Genomic DNA, 18,073 nt, shown 5'->3' on the forward strand with positions numbered 1-18,073 from the left:
GGAGATTTTTCATGAATATTTACGTTTTATTGAAAAAAACATTTGATACAGAGGAAGCAATCACGGTCACTAATGGTCAAATTGACGAGAGTGGGGCAGAGTTTATTATTAACCCGTATGACGAATACGCGGTGGAGGAAGCGATTGTACAGCGCGATCAACACGGTGGCACGGTAACAGTCGTAACGATCGGGAATGAGGACTCAGAGAAGCAATTACGTACTGCTTTAGCTATGGGGGCGGATCATGCGGTACTGATTGACACCGATGATGACCTAGAAGAAGGAGACTCCTATACAACAGTCAAAATTTTAGAGAAATTCTTCGAAGATAAAGAGGTAGATTTAATTCTTGCTGGTAATGTAGCCATTGACGAAGCGAGCGGACAAGTCGGCCCTCGATTAGCAGAACGTTTAACGATTCCATTCGTTACGACGATCGTAAAACTAGAAATTGAAGACGGCACTGCAAAAATCGAAAAGGACGTTGAAGGTGATCTGGAAAAAATCGAAGTGTCGCTGCCATTGCTCGTAACATGCCAACAAGGACTGAATGAACCTAGATACACTTCACTGCCAGGCATTATGAAAGCGAAAAAGAAGCTGTTAGAGAAGTTGGAACTAGACGATCTGGACTTGGATTCGGACGATGTCGAATCGAAAACAGCAACAGTTTCAATTTTCCTCCCTCCTAAAAAGCAGGCAGGTCGTATGCTACAAGGAGAAATGGCAAGCCAAGTAAAAGAACTAGTGGATCTATTATCGAATGAAGCAAAAGTGATCTAAACCATCTAACGATAGGAAGGAGTTTTACAATGAGTGAAAAAATACTAGTAATCGGTGAATTACAGCAAGGTGTTCTCCGTAGAGTCAGTTTTGAAACGATTGCAGCAGCAAAACAAGTACACGCTCACGCCGAAGTTGTGGCGCTAGTCATGGGAGATGGCGAGTTACAGCGAGCGGCGGAAGAAATGATTCAGTATGGTGCAGATCGTGCCATTACCGTTTGCCATGCAAACTTAGCGAACTATACGTCAGAAGGCTTCGGACAAGTGATCATGGAAGTGATGCAGGAAGAAAATCCAGCAGGCGTCATTATGGGCCATACTGCAGCTGGAAAAGATGTCACACCTAAAATCGCAAGCCGCCTAGATCTAGGATTAGTATCAGATGCTGTGGCGATTGAAAACGATGGTAGTCAAGTCATCTTTACACGACCGATTTATTCTGGTAAAGCGTTTGAAAAGAAAGTAATAAAAGGTGATGGACTAGTTTTTGCGACTATCCGTCCGAATAATATTGCCGCGCTTGAAAAAGTCGAAAGTCGAACGGGTGTCATTACAGCTAAAGCAGTCGATGTAAAAGACTTACGGACAATTGTCAAAGAAGTGATTCGCAAGAAGACGACAGGTGTGGACTTGTCAGAAGCGAAAATCGTAATTGCAGGTGGGCGCGGCGTTAAGAGCGCGGGAGGCTTTCAATCACTCTATGAGCTAGCGGATCTGCTTGGCGGCGCTGTAGGTGCTTCTCGTGGCGCTTGTGATGCTGGTTACTGTGACTACTCCTTACAAATCGGACAAACTGGAAAAGTCGTTACACCTGATCTTTATATCGCGGTTGGAATCTCAGGTGCAATCCAGCATATGGCGGGAATGTCTAACTCAAAAGTAATCGTCGCAATTAACAGTGATGAGGAAGCGAGCATCTTCAATGTAGCGGATTATGGAATTGTAGGCGATTTATTTGAAGTACTTCCTTTGTTCATTGAAGAAATTAAATTGGCAGGCGCGTTAGTATCGTAAGTGATCTAAGGCTTGAAGTGTTATCTTGAATAGGAGCAGTCCAGTACGTTCGTTTCCTTCGAACATACTGGACTGTTTTTTATTTAGCTTTTAGTCGTAATTTCCTCACATTCCCTGAATTCGTGAAAAGTGAATAGAAAATTCTGTAAAAATGTGATAAACTAATCGAAACTTGGTGTTATTGGGGGTAATAGTCTTGATAGGTTCCGATAGACCTTTGAATGAAACGAATCATTTTGAAAAACTAGCGAACAAAATTGATGATTTTCAAGTGATTATTTTATATGATCGTCAGCCAAATCAATTTGATTATGATTATTTACTACATTTCCCTTCCGAAAAGTTAAAGTACAAGATAGAGAGTACTTGTATTTTTCCAAGAAGCAAATCAGAAACGTTTATTGTACGGCAGCAAAAGTATGAAGAAAATTTTGATCTGTTTTTCAAATTAAGAATAAAGGCAAGAGATGAAATGCTAGTAAGAATCACCGAGTTCCTGACAGCTAAATTTTACAGTACAAATGAACATCACCTCATCCCTCTATTAGAAAATAAACCAACGCTAAAATGGGAAATTCTAAATAAACTCTTCCAAAAATACGAAGCAATGTTGAAGTTGAATACGCGGCTAAACGATGAACAATCATGGGAAGGGTTTAGAAAATTATTTAAAACGTATTTATTGAATCATGCATTAGAAGAAATGGTTCAAAATTATGGCTATGAGCACCTTCATTCAATGGATAAAGAAGAGCTCAATCGATTATTTTTCCAGAAAATGAATAGTAACTTTGCTACCAATGATAATTTTATCGATACCTTTACCGATGTTGTCAACATGTATATGAAGAAATGGATTCCAGAAATAGTTGTTCAGTTTGAAGTGGAGAAAGACCCTATGAAGCAGATTACAACTATGTTAGAAGCTAGTCATCCTGTAGCAGAACACCAGCATATTGAAACGACGGTAAAGAATAATAACTTCACCGTGATGAGTAATCCTATTTACCAGTTCATTACCGAAGCTCTGTCCAATAGAAAGTTTATACAAAACGAGTATGGTGAGTGGCCAAGGGCGTCTATACAAAATAATACACTTAGCGGTTCTGTCCAATTAGTTCCTTTAGACAATGTACAGGCACCTGATAATGGAGAGGATATGCAAGAGTTAGCCAATCATATAACTGAGTTAGATATAGATGTTCTTGATACATTGTGCCATCTCTATTTAACGCGATCTTCAGACACTTCAGATCACGTTAAAATCCGTCTAGATGACTTATTACACAGTCGAGGATTGAAAACAAAATTAGGCGGAACAGGTAGGAGAGGTGGGTTTGAAAAGCAACAACGCACGCAATTTTTGAAAGCGCTTTCTATTATTCAGAGTTTATGGATTGAGATGGACACTATTGTAGTGTACAAACAAGGGAAAGCGGTCAAGAAGCCGATACAAGGACGCGCGTTTTTATTTACTTCTGAAAAGGGTCATCCATATTCATTCACTATGGATCAACAAAATGACGTATTTCTAGTAACTATTGGAGAGGCATTCGAGCATTTTTTAAAAGGATCAGGCAGGCAAGTGAAGTTGCAGCCAAATCAAGCGGTTGAATTTAATCCGTATCAACGAAAATGGGAGAAAAAATTAATTCGTTATTTAAGTTGGCGCTGGCGTACACAAGCGCGTAAAGCGAGCTATCTTCAGCCGCATAAAATTAGTACATTACTCGAAAAGTTGGACGTTCAACTAGATTCCCAAGCACCATCACGCATACGGGACCGCTTTGAAAAGGCGCTTGATCTTTTGGAAGAAGAACGCGTCATCTCGTTTTGGCAATATAATAATTGGGATGAAAGTTGCGTAGAAAAAAAGGGGTGGCTTAGAATATGGCAAGAAGCCACCGTTAGTATAGCACCACCTGACGAAATTATTACCTATTACCAGCCGATTGAAAGGAAGAACACCGTTAAAAATCCAACGAACCCTTTTTTATTACATGGTAAGGAAGAGGTCTATAATAAAATCGGTAGCGATTTTAAAGAGAGACGCACGAAATTAGGCATGACGTTACAACAAGTATCTAATGAATTAAAGATTTCGACGTCCTATATTAGCAATATAGAAAGAGGCGTAGCAAAGCCATCAGCAAGCGTATATAAACGGATGCGAGATTGGTTAGATAACATGGGATGATTCGTCTAAAAGCAGCTGAGCGATCCACATGGTGTAATAAATCATAAAATGAACGTATTGATAAGCAGTAAACAGAACTTATGTAGAAATCATATAAAGAGTTGAAGAAAACTTGCGAAGTAATTATAATGAGACGTGCGCATAATTTGTCGAAAAAAAATCGCTTTCGTCTCATTATCGCAAGTATACTTTGTAGTGATACGCAACTTCCTATAATTTATATTATGTTCGGGGCGTTCTGCGATCTATACATTTTCTATTCTCCTTATTGGCCTCTCGCGCTAGCTTTCTAAGCGGTTTTTATGAGCCTTCGTCTTTATATCCGTGAAATCTATATGATCTACACTGTATTCAATCACGTCATTCATAAACAACTTATGTTCTTTTGCCAGTTCTTTGACGGATTCCAGTAATTCTTTATCATACGACGTTTTAAACTGGATTCGATCGGTTGGTCGTAATTCTTTATCATAATGAATCGTTCCGTTCGCTAATACATTTACTAATCCGTTCTCCAATAAATAATTACTATACGTATCATGTTCATCCGCTAATTCATCTAATTTCTCTAAAATCTTCTGACTAATATTCGTTCTGAATTTTACGCGTGTTTCATCTGTCGTTTGAATCATTTTACCGTTCACTAATTTCCACATTATAATTCCTCCTAATTATGAATAAACTCGTGATTTCAATCATTCACGAGTTTAGTTTCTGCAATCGCTTCGTTTGTTGCAAATCTGTAATATTTTTAGCTCCGACCGCGAACATCGCCATTCGTAATTCCAATTCTTTAACTTCCATTGTTTGTAAAACGGCTTCGACTGACTCGGTTGCTTCTTCTAAAACCGCCCGACCAAAACCGACAAAATCCGCACCTAATGCGATACATTTAGCAGCGTCGACACCTGTTTCTAATCCACCACTTGCGATTAATAATTGATCTGTTAATTGCGGTTTAACAGCACGTAAAGAATCCGTTGTTGGAATTCCCCACTCACTAAATGCAGCTGCCGCTTGCTGTTTAATCGGATTTGTACGGTATTTTTCTACTTGACTCCACGACGTTCCCCCCGCTCCAGCTACATCGATAAAGGATACACCGATATTAAGCAGTTTTTGTGCAGTAGAAGCATCAATTCCCCATCCAACTTCTTTAATACCGACTGGAATCGGTAATTCTGCGCATAATTTCTCGATTTTAGAGAGCAATCCGCTGAAATCCGTATTGCCTTCAGGTTGAATAACTTCTTGAAGAATATTTAAGTGCAAAACAAGCGCATTTGCGTCTGTATAGTCGATAATTTGACGACATTCTATTGCGGAAAATCCATAATTCAGCTGAACAGCACCGAGATTCGCAATGATTGGAACGGTAGGTGCATATTTTCTAAGAGCAAATGATGGACGGAATGCTTCACTTTCGATTAGCGCACGCGTCGATCCGAGCGCCAGAGCCCAACCGCGTTGTTCCGCAGCGATAGCTAAGTTACGATTAATCGTTTCAGCGAAATCTGCACCACCTGTCATCGAACTCACTAAAAACGGTGTATCGCATCGTTTGTTGAAAAAGTTCTGTTCTAATTGGATGTCTTCAAATGCCAACTCTGGTAAAGCGTTATGTATAAATTGATAGTTTTCCAAGCCAGTGGTGATGCTGTTGCCTGTCACATGTTCCTCCAAAACGATTTGAATATGTTGTGCTTTTCGTTCATTCAGCTGCTGACCCACGTTTTCAACTCCATTTTGATTTACTTATTCATCATCATCTTCAAATTCTTCATCTAAAAAATTTAAAGTATAGTACACTTCTTCTATATGATCATTATATCCCCAACCAACACCTTCGCTATTTTTCATGACTGCATTTAATCTTTCTGCAAATACCTTATATAGGGCTTCATGTTTATTGCATGTATTAACGACAGTAGTGAACATTTTCTCCATATCGGTATAGAAACGTTCATCAATATCTCCATATGTTACTGTAAAATCAGTTCCTAACTCTACGAAATATAATTGTAAATCCGTTGTTTTCTCTAGATTTCCGCTTAATTTTTCGAATTCTTTTATTTCATTTTTCAATGTGGGTAGATGTAAGTTATAGCTGCCACGTGAATTAATTCCAAAAGCTTTTGCCAATTTTTCTTTCGATTTTTGCAATAGTTGTTCGGCTGCTTCTTCTCCTTGAAATTTCATGTAGAGAAATTGTTGTGCTTTCACATCAACTTTGTGTAGATCTGCGAAAAGCTGAATTAGTTGTTTTTTATCGAGTGTATTCAATTGTTTTTTAAGTTCAGTAACAGTTAATTTCATCTATACGCACCTCGTTTTGTGTCTTACAATAAAGTATAGCGGTTCCATTGACATTTCACAAAACAAAAAAGCTCTGCTATGGAAATGTGAGCTTTGCTTGTCATCTATTGTTCTTAATAAACGGTCATCAATTGGCGTTTCTTTTGTTCATCTATAATTTGTCCTTTATCTAAATAGATGATTCGGTTGCCTAGACGTTCAGCTTCGTCCAAATCATGTGTGACGACGATGAATGGGATTTTCCATATTTCATGTAATCGCAACAGTTCATCCTGGCATTGTTTACGTGTTTCTTTATCCAAAGCCGATAAAGGTTCATCCAATAATAAAACAGACGGGCATGTAGCGAGTGCTCTCGCCAAGCCGACGCGTTGCTTTTCGCCACCAGACACTTGATGAGGATATTTATGTAGTAAATGCTCGATGCCAAGCACGTGCAGCAACTGGGCAATCATTTCCTCGCTATCTTTTCGATTGTTCTTCTTGACCCCATACAAAATGTTCTTTTCAACTGTCATATGTGGGAATAACGCATAATCTTGAAATAAATAGCCGATTTGACGATCTCTTGCAGGCATCGGCTTTTGATCTGTATCAAAAAACGTATGCTTGTTCGAAACGATCAATCCGCTATCAGGATGCACGAGTCCAGCGATGCTATTTAAAATCGTAGTCTTTCCTGATCCAGACGGGCCGACTAGTACGAGGATTTCTGCTCCCATCTCAAATTGAATAGCCATCTCATAATGCGCGAGTTGTTTATGTATGTTGACGTGTAGCATATCATTTCCTCCTAGTCCTTTAAATTCGTGTGAATCGTCGAATATTACGCTTACTCCACCAGTTCACCCATAAGATCAAACTAAATCCAAATATTATGATGATCAGCACCCAAAATGTCGCTTTTCCCATCTGTCCTGATTCTACCGCAAAATAAATCGCCATCGGTATCGTATCGGTCTTTCCGGGGATGTAACCAGCAAGCATTAATGTTGCGCCGAATTCTCCAAGCCCTCTAGCGAATGACAGCACTAAACCGGCTAATAAACCTGGCCACGCAAGCGGAAAGACAATCGTAAAGAACACACGCCATTCTGAAGCACCCATCGTTCGCGCGGCGTTAGACAGGCGTTCATCCAAACTTTCAAAAGCAGCTGCAGCACTTTGGTACATTAACGGAAATGACACGACAATGGAAGCAATGACTGCACCGATCCACGTAAAAACAATTTGGAAGTCGAACCATTCAAGTAACCAACTACCAATCCAGCCTTTTTTGCCGAATAACACGAGTAAACCAAAGCCAACAACAGTCGGCGGCAAGACAAGTGGGAGTAAAAACAAGGCTTCGAGTATGCTTTTACCGAAGAAATCACGCTTTGCTAAGTAATACGCAATCATCACGCCTACTATAAATACAAAAAAAGTGGAGATGGCAGCCACTTTTAACGATAAAATCAAAGGTGAATAATCCATTTCTAGCAAGCCCTCTCCTCCTCTTTTACTTGAATCCGAATTTCTGCAACGTTTCAATGCCCGCATCACTCGTTACATAATCTAAAAACTGCTGTGCAGCTTCCCGATGCTTCGAATCTTTCACGACCGCGCCCGGATAAACAATCGGTTCATGCCACTCTGGATTCGATTCAGCCAATACGATGACATCATCCGAAATGAACGCATCACTTGAATAGACAACACCTACATCTGCATTACCCATTTCTACATGCGTGAGTACTTGACGAACATCCGAGCCTAGAACAAGCTTTTCTTGCAATGGCTCCCATAAATCTAAGGTTTCGAACGTTTCTTTCGTATAACGTCCAACCGGAACAGATTCAGGTTCACCTACCGCAATATGATCGAGTGCTTCTCGGTCGATGTCTTCAAATGAAGCAATTTCAATACTAGAATCTTTAGGTGCAATTAATACGAGTGCGTTTGATGTGAAGTCTTTTCTGGATTCATTGATGATCAAACCTTTTTCTTCCAACGCATTCATATCTTTTGTACTCGCGGATAGGAAAACGTCGGATGGTGCACCATTCTCAATGTTTGTTGCTAGTTTACCAGAACTACCGAAGTTATACGTCAACCGAACCCCTTCATGCTCTTCCTCAAAAGTACCTTTTAACTCTTCTAATGCATCCGTCAAACTGGCTGCGGCGGAGATCAATAATTCTACATCTTCAACCGGTTGCTTATCCGTAGCTGAGCATCCAATGAATAGAGATGAAAGAATAACGACTAGTGCTGAAAGTAAAAAACGTTTCACTACGAATCCCCTACTTCCTTTAGTTATATATATCTAAACATAACTAGTTATAACTAGTTATATATAGGATTATCATAATAGGCTTCCGAACACTTGTCAATTTTGCATTTTTCATTGAAATAATGGAAGATGGTTGTAATGAGCATAAGGAGATGAAGAAATGAGTAATTTAGAACATGACATTTCCTATACAACGGAAGAAATTGCGCAGATATTGAAGGTATCGAAGTTGACAGTTTACGATATTATTAAAAAAGGTGAAATCCGAGCCTACCGTGTGGGGCGTCAAATGCGGGTCGATGCGGTGGATTTAACAGCGTATAAAGAGCGTTTAAAAAGTGGTGGCGATCTTCCACAAATCCAACGTGTGGACGCGGAACAGTCACAAGAGCCCACTCGTTCACCGTCCATTATTATTAGCGGACAAGATATAAGTCTTGATATTCTAGCAGGATATATAGAAGAAGCAAGTGTTGGCTATCGTCCTTTGCGCTCGTTTGCAGGCAGCCTCAATAGCTTGGTGAAGATGTATCAAGGAGAAGCAGACATCGTTAGCACCCATCTCTTTGACGGTGAAACAGGCCAATATAATCTGCCTTATATTAAGCGCTTGCTAACGGGTCACTCTTATTTAGTGATTCACTTGCTTAGTAGAAAAGCGGGTCTGTATGTGCAAAAAGGCAATCCGAAACAGTTACAGAACTGGTCGGACCTCGCGCAGCCAGGTATTCGTTTGATTAATCGGGAAAAAGGCTCAGGGGCAAGGGTTTTAGTAGATGAACATTTACGTCTAGCGAATATCGTAGCTCCTTCTATCGTTGGATACGATGACGAAGAGCCAAACCATATGGCTGTCGCTGCACGTATCGCTTCCGGACAAGCAGATGTCGGTGTCGGGATTGAAAAAACCGCGCGGCTACTAGGCGTCGATTTCGTCCCATTAATCGATGAACAGTATGATTTGGTGTTGTTGAAAACAAAGGACAATGAAGCGTTACGCGAGTTTATCGTCAAGACGTTAAACGATCCAGACTTCCAAGCGAAAATTTCCGCAATCGGTGACTATGATCTAACAGATGCGGGAATGATTCGTTACGAAACACTGTAGATAGTTATATAGTGTTCCGGGATGTATAGCAAAGATGTGCTTCAGAGGTGGACGCTTTCTTACCTGTAGTCAAGCATTTTAATTTAATAGAATGCAGAAAAATAGTAAGTTAACAAGGTCCAGCTAAGATTTCCGCTCCAGACAGGCGCTTTCCGTGGGGCGGGAGGAAGCCTCCTCGGTCGCAAAAAACGCGACACTGCGGGGTCTTGCCTATCCCGCTATCTCCCACAGGAGTCGCCTGTCTTCCGCTTCAATCCTACATAGCGTTTAAAAAGAAATGAAACTGATAAGCTAATTACGTTTTGCCGGTTTAAGGTATGACAAATAGACCTCACGAAAGACATTCCCAAGGGCGTGGCTTGTGCCCAAAGCTTTCAACTTAAGAATAAAGTGTGCTCCTTCAAAAATGATGGTATTTATCTATATCGTCATTTTTGAAGGAGCCTTTTTATGTCCACAAATAGAAACTTTGATAGCCTTGAACAGTTGCTAACACTTTTTGATCCAGAAAAATTAGATGTTTTATACGGCTGTAATATAAGGCACCTTCTTAATTCCCTCTTAATATATTCATTCAAAACCTACAGATTAAATCAAAAGCCTATCCAGTATACTCATTCACTATAGTAGAAACCTCAATAAATCCATACCCTATAAAAACTTTTGACTACGAGTGAAAAAGACGTTTTTTTCGTCGAAAATTTCCGCTGCCGCGGCTCAAACTTAGACAATTCCGAGGTTTTTGGGGCGCGGGCGGCGGGTGTGAAAATGATAGGTTTTCTACTATTATTTAACGGATCACCTACTCTATAACAAGGCTTTCTCTTACTAATTTCAAGAATTCTAAACTGATTAGCAATTTTTTGTTGATATATTCATAAAAAAAGGAATATAAATTACCTATGTTTAAAACCATGTATTTACCAATCTATTGATTTATACTGTTCCCAACTACTCCATTCGCGTATATATGGAGGCTACTTACAATGGAATATCATGAATTACTATAAAAAAATACAGATGAAAGTACTAGTAATTAGCTAAACCTTCCACTTACGAGCTTTAGGTGAATGCACTAGTGAAGCGCAGTGTAACGGTATCCTTACACTCTCTCACCCTTTAAGACATAGAAAAAACCGCCTATGTGTTACTCAGCGGTTTTTTCTGTATCCTTATAATCCACAACTATATCATAATACATTTCTTCTTCCGTTTCATAGCGGTTATAACGCAACGTGAACAAGTAGAACGCGTGACTCGCTACGACCTTCAATAACGCATACGCAGGAATTCCGAGAATCACGCCCGCGACGCCGAACAACGAACCTGCAGTCAGCAACACGAAAATGATTGTAATCGGGTGAATATGGAGCGATTTTCCCATGATTTGCGGCGAAATGAACTTTCCTTCTATGACTTGTACAATCGTCCAAACGACAGCTAGCTTAACGAGCATGAACGGTGAGGTAACGATGGCGATAATGACGGCTGGCGTAATCGCGATAACGGGTCCAAGATACGGCACAATACTCGTAAACATTGCCAGAACCCCAAGCAATAACGCATACTTCATTTTAATAATAAGGAATCCAATCGACACCATAATACCGATCGCAATGGCGACTAAAATTTGTCCTTGGATATACGCACTAATTTGTTTATCTGCATCACGGAAAATAATTAACGCATCATCGCGCAAACGAGGTGGCAACACACGTAAAATCATCTGTGGAAGCTTCTCTCCATCCTTCAGCAAATAAAACAAAATAAGGGGTACCGTAAATAAACTTAAGATGATTCCAGTAAGTGCAGAAACGAATGATGTTACGCCTGATGCGATACCACCAATTGTTTCCGTGAAAAACTTACCGATACTATTAAAACCTGAATCTAAGAACGTGTTGACGTTAAAGTTGAAGCCTTCGTAAACCGGAGCGAATATGGAGTTTCGGAAAAAGTGATCCGTATCCAAAATTAGTTGTTTAAAATACGAAGGAAATTCATCGAATAAATTGATGGATTGTTCTCGTAGAAACGGCAGGACTAAGAAAACGAGCAATGTCAATAATCCGGCAGTTGCTAAGAAGAGGATTAAAATCCCGTACACGCGTGGAATTTTAAGATGCACTTCCAAATAACGTAGAATCGGTCGCATTAAATAGTACAAAATCGTCGCCAACACGACTGGCAAAACGACTGTCGAGAAAAATACTCGAATCGGATAAAAAATAAATGACACTTGAGTGAAAATTAAGATGATCAATCCAATAAACAATAAACAAAGCAACACGAATAACGTAGATTGACCACCAAGAAATCCGACGATTGGTGAAGTCGGGCGGGCAGACCAAATATCCCGTAACGAACTTTTCCTAGGTGGTTGTCTCAAAATCCCATTTCCCCCTTTTAACGATCCTTTATTGCGTTGCTAAAAACGAACGGATCGCTTCTCTGTTTTTATCTAGATTGATTTCAATGACCGAACCTGCATGTGGATAGGAAGTAAACGAATAGCTGTCCTCTACAGGAATACGTAACGTTTGAAGATCTAATTTTCGTTTCGCAAGAATGGTCAAAACTTTTGTTAGTTCATCTTTAGATGTTAAATCCGTTTGAACAAAGTTGTCAAGTGCGCCTGCGACTTTCGGTGCTTGCATAATCGTCCGCACACTAAACAGCTCGTCCTTCACTGCTTGAATGACTTCTTGCTGTCGGTTCACTCGCCCGAAGTCCCCTTCATTATCCGCACGGAACCTCGCATAGCCTAATAATTCCTTCCCGTTTAATCGTTTTACGCCAGGTGTCAGTGTCACACCGATTTTTTCGGACATTTCCTTCTGCACATTCATTTCTAAGCCTTTTGGAAAGGCAATATCCATAATAGACTCGAAATTATCAAAATCTACGACAGCGTAATGATGAATCGGGATATTAAACATGCCCGAAATCGTTTCTTTCGCGGTTTGCACACCGCCTAAATAGTAAGCAGTATTTAATTTATACGATTGGTAGCCAGGAATCTGTGCGTAAATATCCCGCATAAATGAAATGAGATGCGCAGTTCCTTTTGCTTGATCCCAAGAAAGGACCATCATCGTATCTGTCCGATATTTACCTGACCCGTCATTGTCAATCCCTAGCAATAAATAGTTTTCTGTTGTCAGGTTTTTTGGATCTAGTAAATCGCCTTGAAATTCTCCAGGGTCAATTATATTTCCTGCAGTCATCGCTTTACCTTTTTTAAATTGTATATAACTATACGCTGATATCGTTGTTGTGAAAAGCAATAGAAATACGATAAAAACCCTGCCGACGCGGAGTTTACGTCGCTTTTTTCTACGATGCGGTATTTTTTCGTCTAGTTGTTCGTCCATTATGCTTTCATCCCTCCATTATCCCTGTAGTACAGACGTTTCTATCTGTCAGAGGTTGCGTCTAGTGCATCGTCTGTAGCGGCTGTTTTCCCAATTCGTAACGCTAGTACTAGCATGGCCAAAAATAATAGAAGCAATACGAATAATGTGACGTGGTGATTTGCTGTGTAATCATACAACATCGCGATGAATAGCGGCAATATTCCACCGATAATGAAACCGCCTGTCTGCATCATTGCCGTCCACGCATTCGTTTCTTCCGCAGTATTGGTCGCATCCATTGGCATTAATAAGCAAATCGGAAACAATCCACCTAACGGAATGCCCATCAGTACAACGCCTGCTGAAAATATCCAAGGGTGCGAAGACCACATAAGAGCAACCGATAAAATACCGAGAATAAGAATGAAAACCAATGCCGGTGTTCGTGAGTTGAAACGTTGTAAGGCAATAGGAAAGCCGATATTCATAAAAATTTGAATAACCGTCATCATACTTAGCAAAGTCCCACCTTGCAATAACGTCATACCGTTCGTTACCGCGATAGGCACAAGCCACGTAAGAACAGCGAAGAAAAGTGCTGACTGTAAGCCGAAGAACACGAGAAAACTCCAAGCTTTTCGGTTTCGCCACGGATTGACTCCTATTTTTGCTCCACTTTCCTTTTGTTGCTTCACTTCCAATGGATTTTTTGCAGATATACGCCAAGCGATAATTCCGAGAATCGCGAGTACCGACCAAACAGCTAACGCGAATGCATACGATGAATCGGATGCTTCGTAAAATACTGCCGTCAATCCTGTACTAAGTGTCGCACCCATTCCCATACCGAATGAATAAATCCCTACGACGATTGCGACATGCATCGGAAAATATTGTTTGATCAAAGCTGACAATAACGGACCCATAACCGCTATCGCAATTCCGACCGCAAGTGCTGAGAGCAATAATACGCTAAATGAATGGGTGATTAAGCGAATGCCCGTTGCAACAGCCAAGATTAGCAACATCAAATACATCGTTTTGTTCAATCCAATCGACTGATTCAAGACAGGTGCGAGCATTGCGAAAACACCCATACAGATTACAGGTATCACGGTTAGTAAGCTTACTTGCGTGTTCGATAATGCTAAATCATCCCGGATACTATCGAGCATCGGACCGATTGAAGTAATCGCTGGCCGCAAATTAAGTGAAACCATAAATATCGCCACTAATAAAAGAATATGTGTTGTTTTCTGTCGCAATAAAAAAGCTCCTTTGTTCTTGTTGAAAAAATCGTCTACCTCTCCCCTTATCGTAAACCGAAAATGAAAACAGTACCAGTCCAAACGTTTCATTTCACTAATATTTCATGTATAATAGGAGCATTGTGAATTTAGGAGGATTTAGTATATGTTAGCAGTTAGTAATGTAAGTCTTCGCTTTGGCGACCGCAAGCTGTTTGAAGACGTCAATATACAATTCAATCCAGGCAATTGCTATGGATTAATTGGTGCAAATGGTGCGGGAAAATCAACATTCATTAAAATCGTTTCAGGTGAACTAGAACCACAGACAGGTAACGTCATCTTAGGTAAAGATGAGCGCCTAGCTGTATTGAAGCAGAACCACTTCGAATATGAAGAGTTTGAAGTTATGGAAACGGTCATTATGGGACATAAACGTCTCTATGAAGTGATGAAAGAAAAAGATGCAATCTACATGAAAGAAGATTTCTCCGATGAAGACGGCATGCGCGCAGCTGAACTCGAAGGTGAATTCGCTGAAATGAACGGCTGGGAATCAGAATCAGAAGCTTCTGTACTCCTACAAGGTCTAGGCGTTCCTGAAAGCCTACACCATGTAAAAATGTCGGAACTCGAAGGGTCTGACAAAGTAAAAGTATTGCTTGCACAAGCACTATTCGGTAAGCCAGACGTTCTATTACTGGATGAGCCAACAAACCACTTGGACTTAAAAGCAATCCAGTGGCTCGAAGAATTCTTGATCAATTTTGATAACACGGTGATCGTCGTTTCCCATGACCGTCACTTCTTAAACAAAGTATGTACACATATCGCGGATTTAGATTTCGGTAAAATTCAAATTTACGCAGGTAACTATGATTTCTGGTATGAGTCTAGCCAACTTGCATTGAAATTATCTCAAGAGCAAAACAAGAAAAAAGAAGAAAAGGTGAAAGAACTACAAGCCTTTATCGCCCGTTTCAGTGCCAACGCATCGAAATCAAAACAAGCAACTTCACGTAAAAAGACACTTGAAAAAATCGAGTTAGACGATATTAAGCCATCTTCTCGCCGGTACCCGTTCGTCAACTTCACAATGGGCCGTGAAATCGGTAATGATGTCTTGACGATAAAAGACGTAACAAAAACGATAGATGGTAAAACGCATATTAAAGATGCTACATTTACACTTGGTAAAGAAGACAAAGTCGTATTGCTTGGTAATCCACTAGCTAAATCTGCTTTTCTTGACCTTCTTGCTGGGGAAACTGAGCCCGATTCCGGAGAAATCAAGTGGGGCGTCACGACCACTCGTGCCTACTTCCCTATCGATAACTCCAAGTTCTTCGAAGGTTCAGAACCTACACTCGTTGATTGGTTGCGTCAATACTCTCCAGAGGACGAAACAGAAACATTCTTACGTGGATTCTTAGGTCGTATGTTGTTCTCAGGCGAAGAAGTAAAGAAAAAGCCGAGCGTTTTATCAGGTGGAGAGAAAGTTCGTTGTATGCTATCGAAAATGATGCTTACGAGCGCGAACGTGATCTTATTGGATGAACCAACGAACCACTTGGACTTGGAATCAATCCAAGCATTGAATAACGGATTAATCGCGTTCAAGGGCGCTATGATCTTCACATCACATGACCATCAGTTCATCCAGACAATCGCTAACCGCATTATCGAAATCAAAGACGATGGAACAATCTTTGATAAGATGATGTCGTATGACGAGTATTTGGAATGGAAAGGTCAAAAAGCATAAGTACAGCACCAGCCGCTATCCCTTTTATGGATTAGCGGCTTTTTACTGTATATAATACAATATCAGATGGCAGGCTGGGAGTTAGGCAAAGATATGCTCCTAACGCTACGCTTTTGCTCCAATCCAATTAATTTCAAATGAAAAAGCTATTTATAAAGCTGAAACGTATTCTTGCTAACTTCGGGAAAACACACCAGTGAAGCGAAGTGCAAGGCGGCGACTCCGGGAGGATCAGCCCGACAGGAGAGACAACTAAAGGAGCGAAAGCCGTTGCGAAGTACGGCTTTTGCGAGTAAAAGCGAAGCGTTAGGAGCACAGTTGCCTTAATTTCTGCAAAGACCGCAGAAATTAAGGCAAAGCGAACCCTTCGCTGTTCGCTTGGCTCACCGCGGGCCCTCCGGAACGCGTCCGCCTGGAACGAAGCGTAACGGTATTCCTTACACTTCCCCATTCTTTTATTTTTTTTCAAATGAATAGTTAACTGTAAAAAGGGAATAACAGAAAATAAAGGAGGTTTTCACATGAGACGGACGATGTTTTTACTTGTGGCTGCGCTTCTGCTCGTACTGGCTGGATGCTCAAGTAAACCTGCTACATCGCTTGATGGCAACGCTGGGTCCGATGGCAAATCAACGAACGATGGAACAACGAAGGATGAGCAATCAGGACAGACAGATGGCGATCAAACAAAACAAGACGATGCAAACCTGACGGATGTTTCCCTGCTCGATTACTTTTTACCTGACGGGTCGAGTGCGCATTATAAAGGCGAAGGAAATGAATATGCTGAGCTCGATATTACAGTAGCACGTCCCGCTGAAGACTATGTTGTGATCCATGAAAACAACGGAGGTTCATTCATTCAAAAAGTGTATAAACTAGTTGGCGATGAAATTCAAGTTCTTCAGGAAGAACATATCGAAATAGCTTCTGAAGTGCCTACCCCGGCTGAACTGGACGCAATGGAACCAATACGTATTTACCTTAAAGGACCGATTGCCGTAGGTACGACATTTGATGACTGGGAGATTGTTGAGACAGATGTGGCAGTCACTACACCGTATCAGCAATTTGAAGATGCGTTTGTCGTAGAGCAAGCATCGGAGGATTTCGTTAATCGAATGTACTTAGTGAAGGACTTTGGTGAAGTGAAACGCGAAGCGATTATGGCCGTTGAAAATGAAGCAGATTTTGTCGTTCAATCCTTACTCGAAACAGTTACACAACCATAATAATTTTTCACATTCAAAAAGGCGCCCCTAGGGACGCCTTTTAATTAGTGGATTAGATTTTAACAACGTTAGCTGCTTGTAAACCACGGTTGCCTTCTACTACTTCAAATTCAACCTGTTGACCTTCGTCAAGAGATTTGAATCCGTCGCCTTGAATAGCTGAGAAGTGTACAAAGATGTCTTCTTCTCCGTCAACTTCGATAAAACCGAAGCCCTTTTCTGAGTTAAACCATTTTACTGTACCTTGTTTCATTCGATTACCTCCAAAAATATATAAGTACTTGTTAACACATGAACTTTCGCATAAAAAAATTCACGCATTACAAAAGATACCGACGTCGCCGATCACTTTTGTAATAGGTGAATCCCATAGCATACGGTCGTTCGATTAATTTACTTAACAACATCATAACATATTCATTTTAATTGTCAATAAAAAACATTAATAGATTACAGAATGTTCCTACAATACATTTGGTTGATCATTGAATAACACGATAATCCCGTGATAAATTTGCGAATCCCCTTCGCATCCTTCGCAGTAATGCTTCTCTGAATCGGACCAAAATGTATGAAAACAACCTTTTCTCATTTCATAATAATCGAATTGCTGTTGCATTTCGCTAACTAGATGATCGACATGTTCTTGCATCGCTTGTTGATCGGTAAACGTTTTTGCAGTAACCGAAAAATCACGCCATTCTTCGAACATCCACCACGGTTCAAAATCAGCTTTCATATAAACCACTTCATACATTAGTATGCACTCCTTTACT

17 protein-coding genes are annotated in these 18,073 nt (G+C 40.5%); 6 read left to right on the forward strand and 11 right to left on the reverse strand.

Translation table 11 applies throughout. From position 1 onward, the window contains the following. Positions 1–11 precede the first annotated feature (11 nt). The 3 genes from ORD22_RS02290 to ORD22_RS02300 all read left to right on the forward strand — a co-directional run bounded on the left by ORD22_RS02290 (position 12) and on the right by ORD22_RS02300 (position 3,998). A complete protein-coding gene (locus ORD22_RS02290) occupies positions 12–785 on the forward strand; it encodes an electron transfer flavoprotein subunit beta/FixA family protein (RefSeq protein ID WP_317644251.1) in 774 nt (257 codons plus the stop codon). A 29-nt stretch (positions 786–814) separates the two neighbouring features. Further along, a complete protein-coding gene (locus tag ORD22_RS02295; RefSeq protein WP_317644252.1) occupies positions 815–1,801 on the forward strand; it encodes an electron transfer flavoprotein subunit alpha/FixB family protein in 987 nt (328 codons plus the stop codon). Positions 1,802–1,997: 196 nt separating this feature from the next. After that, on the forward strand, positions 1,998–3,998 hold the full coding sequence (locus ORD22_RS02300; protein ID WP_317644253.1) for a helix-turn-helix domain-containing protein: 2,001 nt from the start codon (positions 1,998–2,000) through the stop codon (positions 3,996–3,998). A 281-nt stretch (positions 3,999–4,279) separates the two neighbouring features. Here the strand turns inward: ORD22_RS02300 and ORD22_RS02305 are convergent, their stop codons facing one another. From ORD22_RS02305 to modA, 6 genes are all read right to left on the reverse strand, one after another. Beyond that, positions 4,280–4,654, reverse strand: coding sequence for an rRNA methyltransferase (locus ORD22_RS02305; protein WP_317644254.1), 375 nt, complete (start codon positions 4,652–4,654; stop codon positions 4,280–4,282). Positions 4,655–4,697: 43 nt separating this feature from the next. Next, positions 4,698–5,729, reverse strand: coding sequence for a type 2 isopentenyl-diphosphate Delta-isomerase (gene fni / locus ORD22_RS02310; protein ID WP_317644255.1), 1,032 nt, complete (start codon positions 5,727–5,729; stop codon positions 4,698–4,700). A 24-nt stretch (positions 5,730–5,753) separates the two neighbouring features. Then, positions 5,754–6,314, reverse strand: a complete 561-nt coding sequence (locus ORD22_RS02315; protein ID WP_317644256.1) for a hypothetical protein — start codon at positions 6,312–6,314, stop codon at positions 5,754–5,756. A 113-nt stretch (positions 6,315–6,427) separates the two neighbouring features. Then, the gene (locus ORD22_RS02320) at positions 6,428–7,096 is read right to left on the reverse strand and encodes an ATP-binding cassette domain-containing protein (protein WP_317644257.1); all 669 of its coding nucleotides are present in this window, start codon (positions 7,094–7,096) and stop codon (positions 6,428–6,430) included. Between the two features lie 19 nt (positions 7,097–7,115). Beyond that, positions 7,116–7,790, reverse strand: a complete 675-nt coding sequence (gene modB / locus ORD22_RS02325; RefSeq protein ID WP_411567612.1) for a molybdate ABC transporter permease subunit — start codon at positions 7,788–7,790, stop codon at positions 7,116–7,118. A gap of 25 nt (positions 7,791–7,815) precedes the next feature. Further along, a complete protein-coding gene (modA, locus tag ORD22_RS02330; protein ID WP_317644260.1) occupies positions 7,816–8,589 on the reverse strand; it encodes a molybdate ABC transporter substrate-binding protein in 774 nt (257 codons plus the stop codon). 160 nt (positions 8,590–8,749) lie between these two features. Here modA and ORD22_RS02335 point away from each other — a divergent pair, with 160 nt between their 5' ends. Next, positions 8,750–9,697: a substrate-binding domain-containing protein gene (locus tag ORD22_RS02335; protein ID WP_317644261.1), complete on the forward strand. Its 948-nt coding sequence runs from the start codon at positions 8,750–8,752 to the stop codon at positions 9,695–9,697. A 1,147-nt stretch (positions 9,698–10,844) separates the two neighbouring features. Here ORD22_RS02335 and ORD22_RS02340 read toward each other — a convergent pair. From ORD22_RS02340 to ORD22_RS02350, 3 genes are all read right to left on the reverse strand, one after another. Then, on the reverse strand, positions 10,845–12,050 hold the full coding sequence (locus ORD22_RS02340) for an AI-2E family transporter (RefSeq protein WP_317644413.1): 1,206 nt from the start codon (positions 12,048–12,050) through the stop codon (positions 10,845–10,847). Positions 12,051–12,114: 64 nt separating this feature from the next. Beyond that, positions 12,115–13,071, reverse strand: a complete 957-nt coding sequence (locus ORD22_RS02345) for an LCP family protein (RefSeq protein ID WP_317644262.1) — start codon at positions 13,069–13,071, stop codon at positions 12,115–12,117. Between the two features lie 41 nt (positions 13,072–13,112). Beyond that, positions 13,113–14,318, reverse strand: coding sequence for an MFS transporter (locus ORD22_RS02350; RefSeq protein ID WP_317644263.1), 1,206 nt, complete (start codon positions 14,316–14,318; stop codon positions 13,113–13,115). 148 nt (positions 14,319–14,466) lie between these two features. On the opposite strand from ORD22_RS02350, the gene ORD22_RS02355 reads away from it, so the two are divergent. Both ORD22_RS02355 and ORD22_RS02360 read left to right on the forward strand, forming a co-directional pair. Next, complete coding sequence (locus tag ORD22_RS02355; protein ID WP_317644264.1) at positions 14,467–16,065, forward strand: ABC-F family ATP-binding cassette domain-containing protein; 1,599 nt, start codon at positions 14,467–14,469, stop codon at positions 16,063–16,065. 521 nt (positions 16,066–16,586) lie between these two features. Continuing rightward, complete coding sequence (locus tag ORD22_RS02360; protein ID WP_317644265.1) at positions 16,587–17,297, forward strand: hypothetical protein; 711 nt, start codon at positions 16,587–16,589, stop codon at positions 17,295–17,297. 52 nt (positions 17,298–17,349) lie between these two features. Here the strand turns inward: ORD22_RS02360 and ORD22_RS02365 are convergent, their stop codons facing one another. Continuing rightward, a complete protein-coding gene (locus ORD22_RS02365; protein ID WP_085130730.1) occupies positions 17,350–17,550 on the reverse strand; it encodes a cold-shock protein in 201 nt (66 codons plus the stop codon). A 210-nt stretch (positions 17,551–17,760) separates the two neighbouring features. Then, positions 17,761–18,054 carry a DUF1033 family protein gene (locus ORD22_RS02370; protein ID WP_317644266.1) on the reverse strand — a complete coding sequence of 98 codons (294 nt, stop codon included), beginning with the start codon at positions 18,052–18,054 and terminating at the stop codon, positions 17,761–17,763. Positions 18,055–18,073: the final 19 nt, after the last annotated feature.

Source organism: Sporosarcina sp. GW1-11 (assembly GCF_033088395.1).
Taxonomy (GTDB): Bacteria; Bacillota; Bacilli; order Bacillales_A; family Planococcaceae; genus Sporosarcina.

Excerpts from the sequence above, each read along its gene's own strand:
- ORD22_RS02360 (WP_317644265.1), top strand. The coding sequence starts at position 16,587 with ATGAGACGGACGATGTTTTTACTTGTGGCTGCGCTTCTGCTCGTACTG.
- ORD22_RS02290 (WP_317644251.1), top strand. The coding sequence starts at position 12 with ATGAATATTTACGTTTTATTGAAAAAAACATTTGATACAGAGGAAGCA.
- ORD22_RS02320 (WP_317644257.1), bottom strand. The coding sequence starts at position 7,096 with ATGCTACACGTCAACATACATAAACAACTCGCGCATTATGAGATGGCT.
- ORD22_RS02365 (WP_085130730.1), bottom strand. The coding sequence starts at position 17,550 with ATGAAACAAGGTACAGTAAAATGGTTTAACTCAGAAAAGGGCTTCGGT.
- ORD22_RS02355 (WP_317644264.1), top strand. The coding sequence starts at position 14,467 with ATGTTAGCAGTTAGTAATGTAAGTCTTCGCTTTGGCGACCGCAAGCTG.
- ORD22_RS02315 (WP_317644256.1), bottom strand. The coding sequence starts at position 6,314 with ATGAAATTAACTGTTACTGAACTTAAAAAACAATTGAATACACTCGAT.
- ORD22_RS02370 (WP_317644266.1), bottom strand. The coding sequence starts at position 18,054 with ATGTATGAAGTGGTTTATATGAAAGCTGATTTTGAACCGTGGTGGATG.
- ORD22_RS02295 (WP_317644252.1), top strand. The coding sequence starts at position 815 with ATGAGTGAAAAAATACTAGTAATCGGTGAATTACAGCAAGGTGTTCTC.
- ORD22_RS02345 (WP_317644262.1), bottom strand. The coding sequence starts at position 13,071 with ATGGACGAACAACTAGACGAAAAAATACCGCATCGTAGAAAAAAGCGA.
- modB (WP_411567612.1), bottom strand. The coding sequence starts at position 7,790 with ATGGATTATTCACCTTTGATTTTATCGTTAAAAGTGGCTGCCATCTCC.
- ORD22_RS02335 (WP_317644261.1), top strand. The coding sequence starts at position 8,750 with ATGAGTAATTTAGAACATGACATTTCCTATACAACGGAAGAAATTGCG.
- ORD22_RS02305 (WP_317644254.1), bottom strand. The coding sequence starts at position 4,654 with ATGTGGAAATTAGTGAACGGTAAAATGATTCAAACGACAGATGAAACA.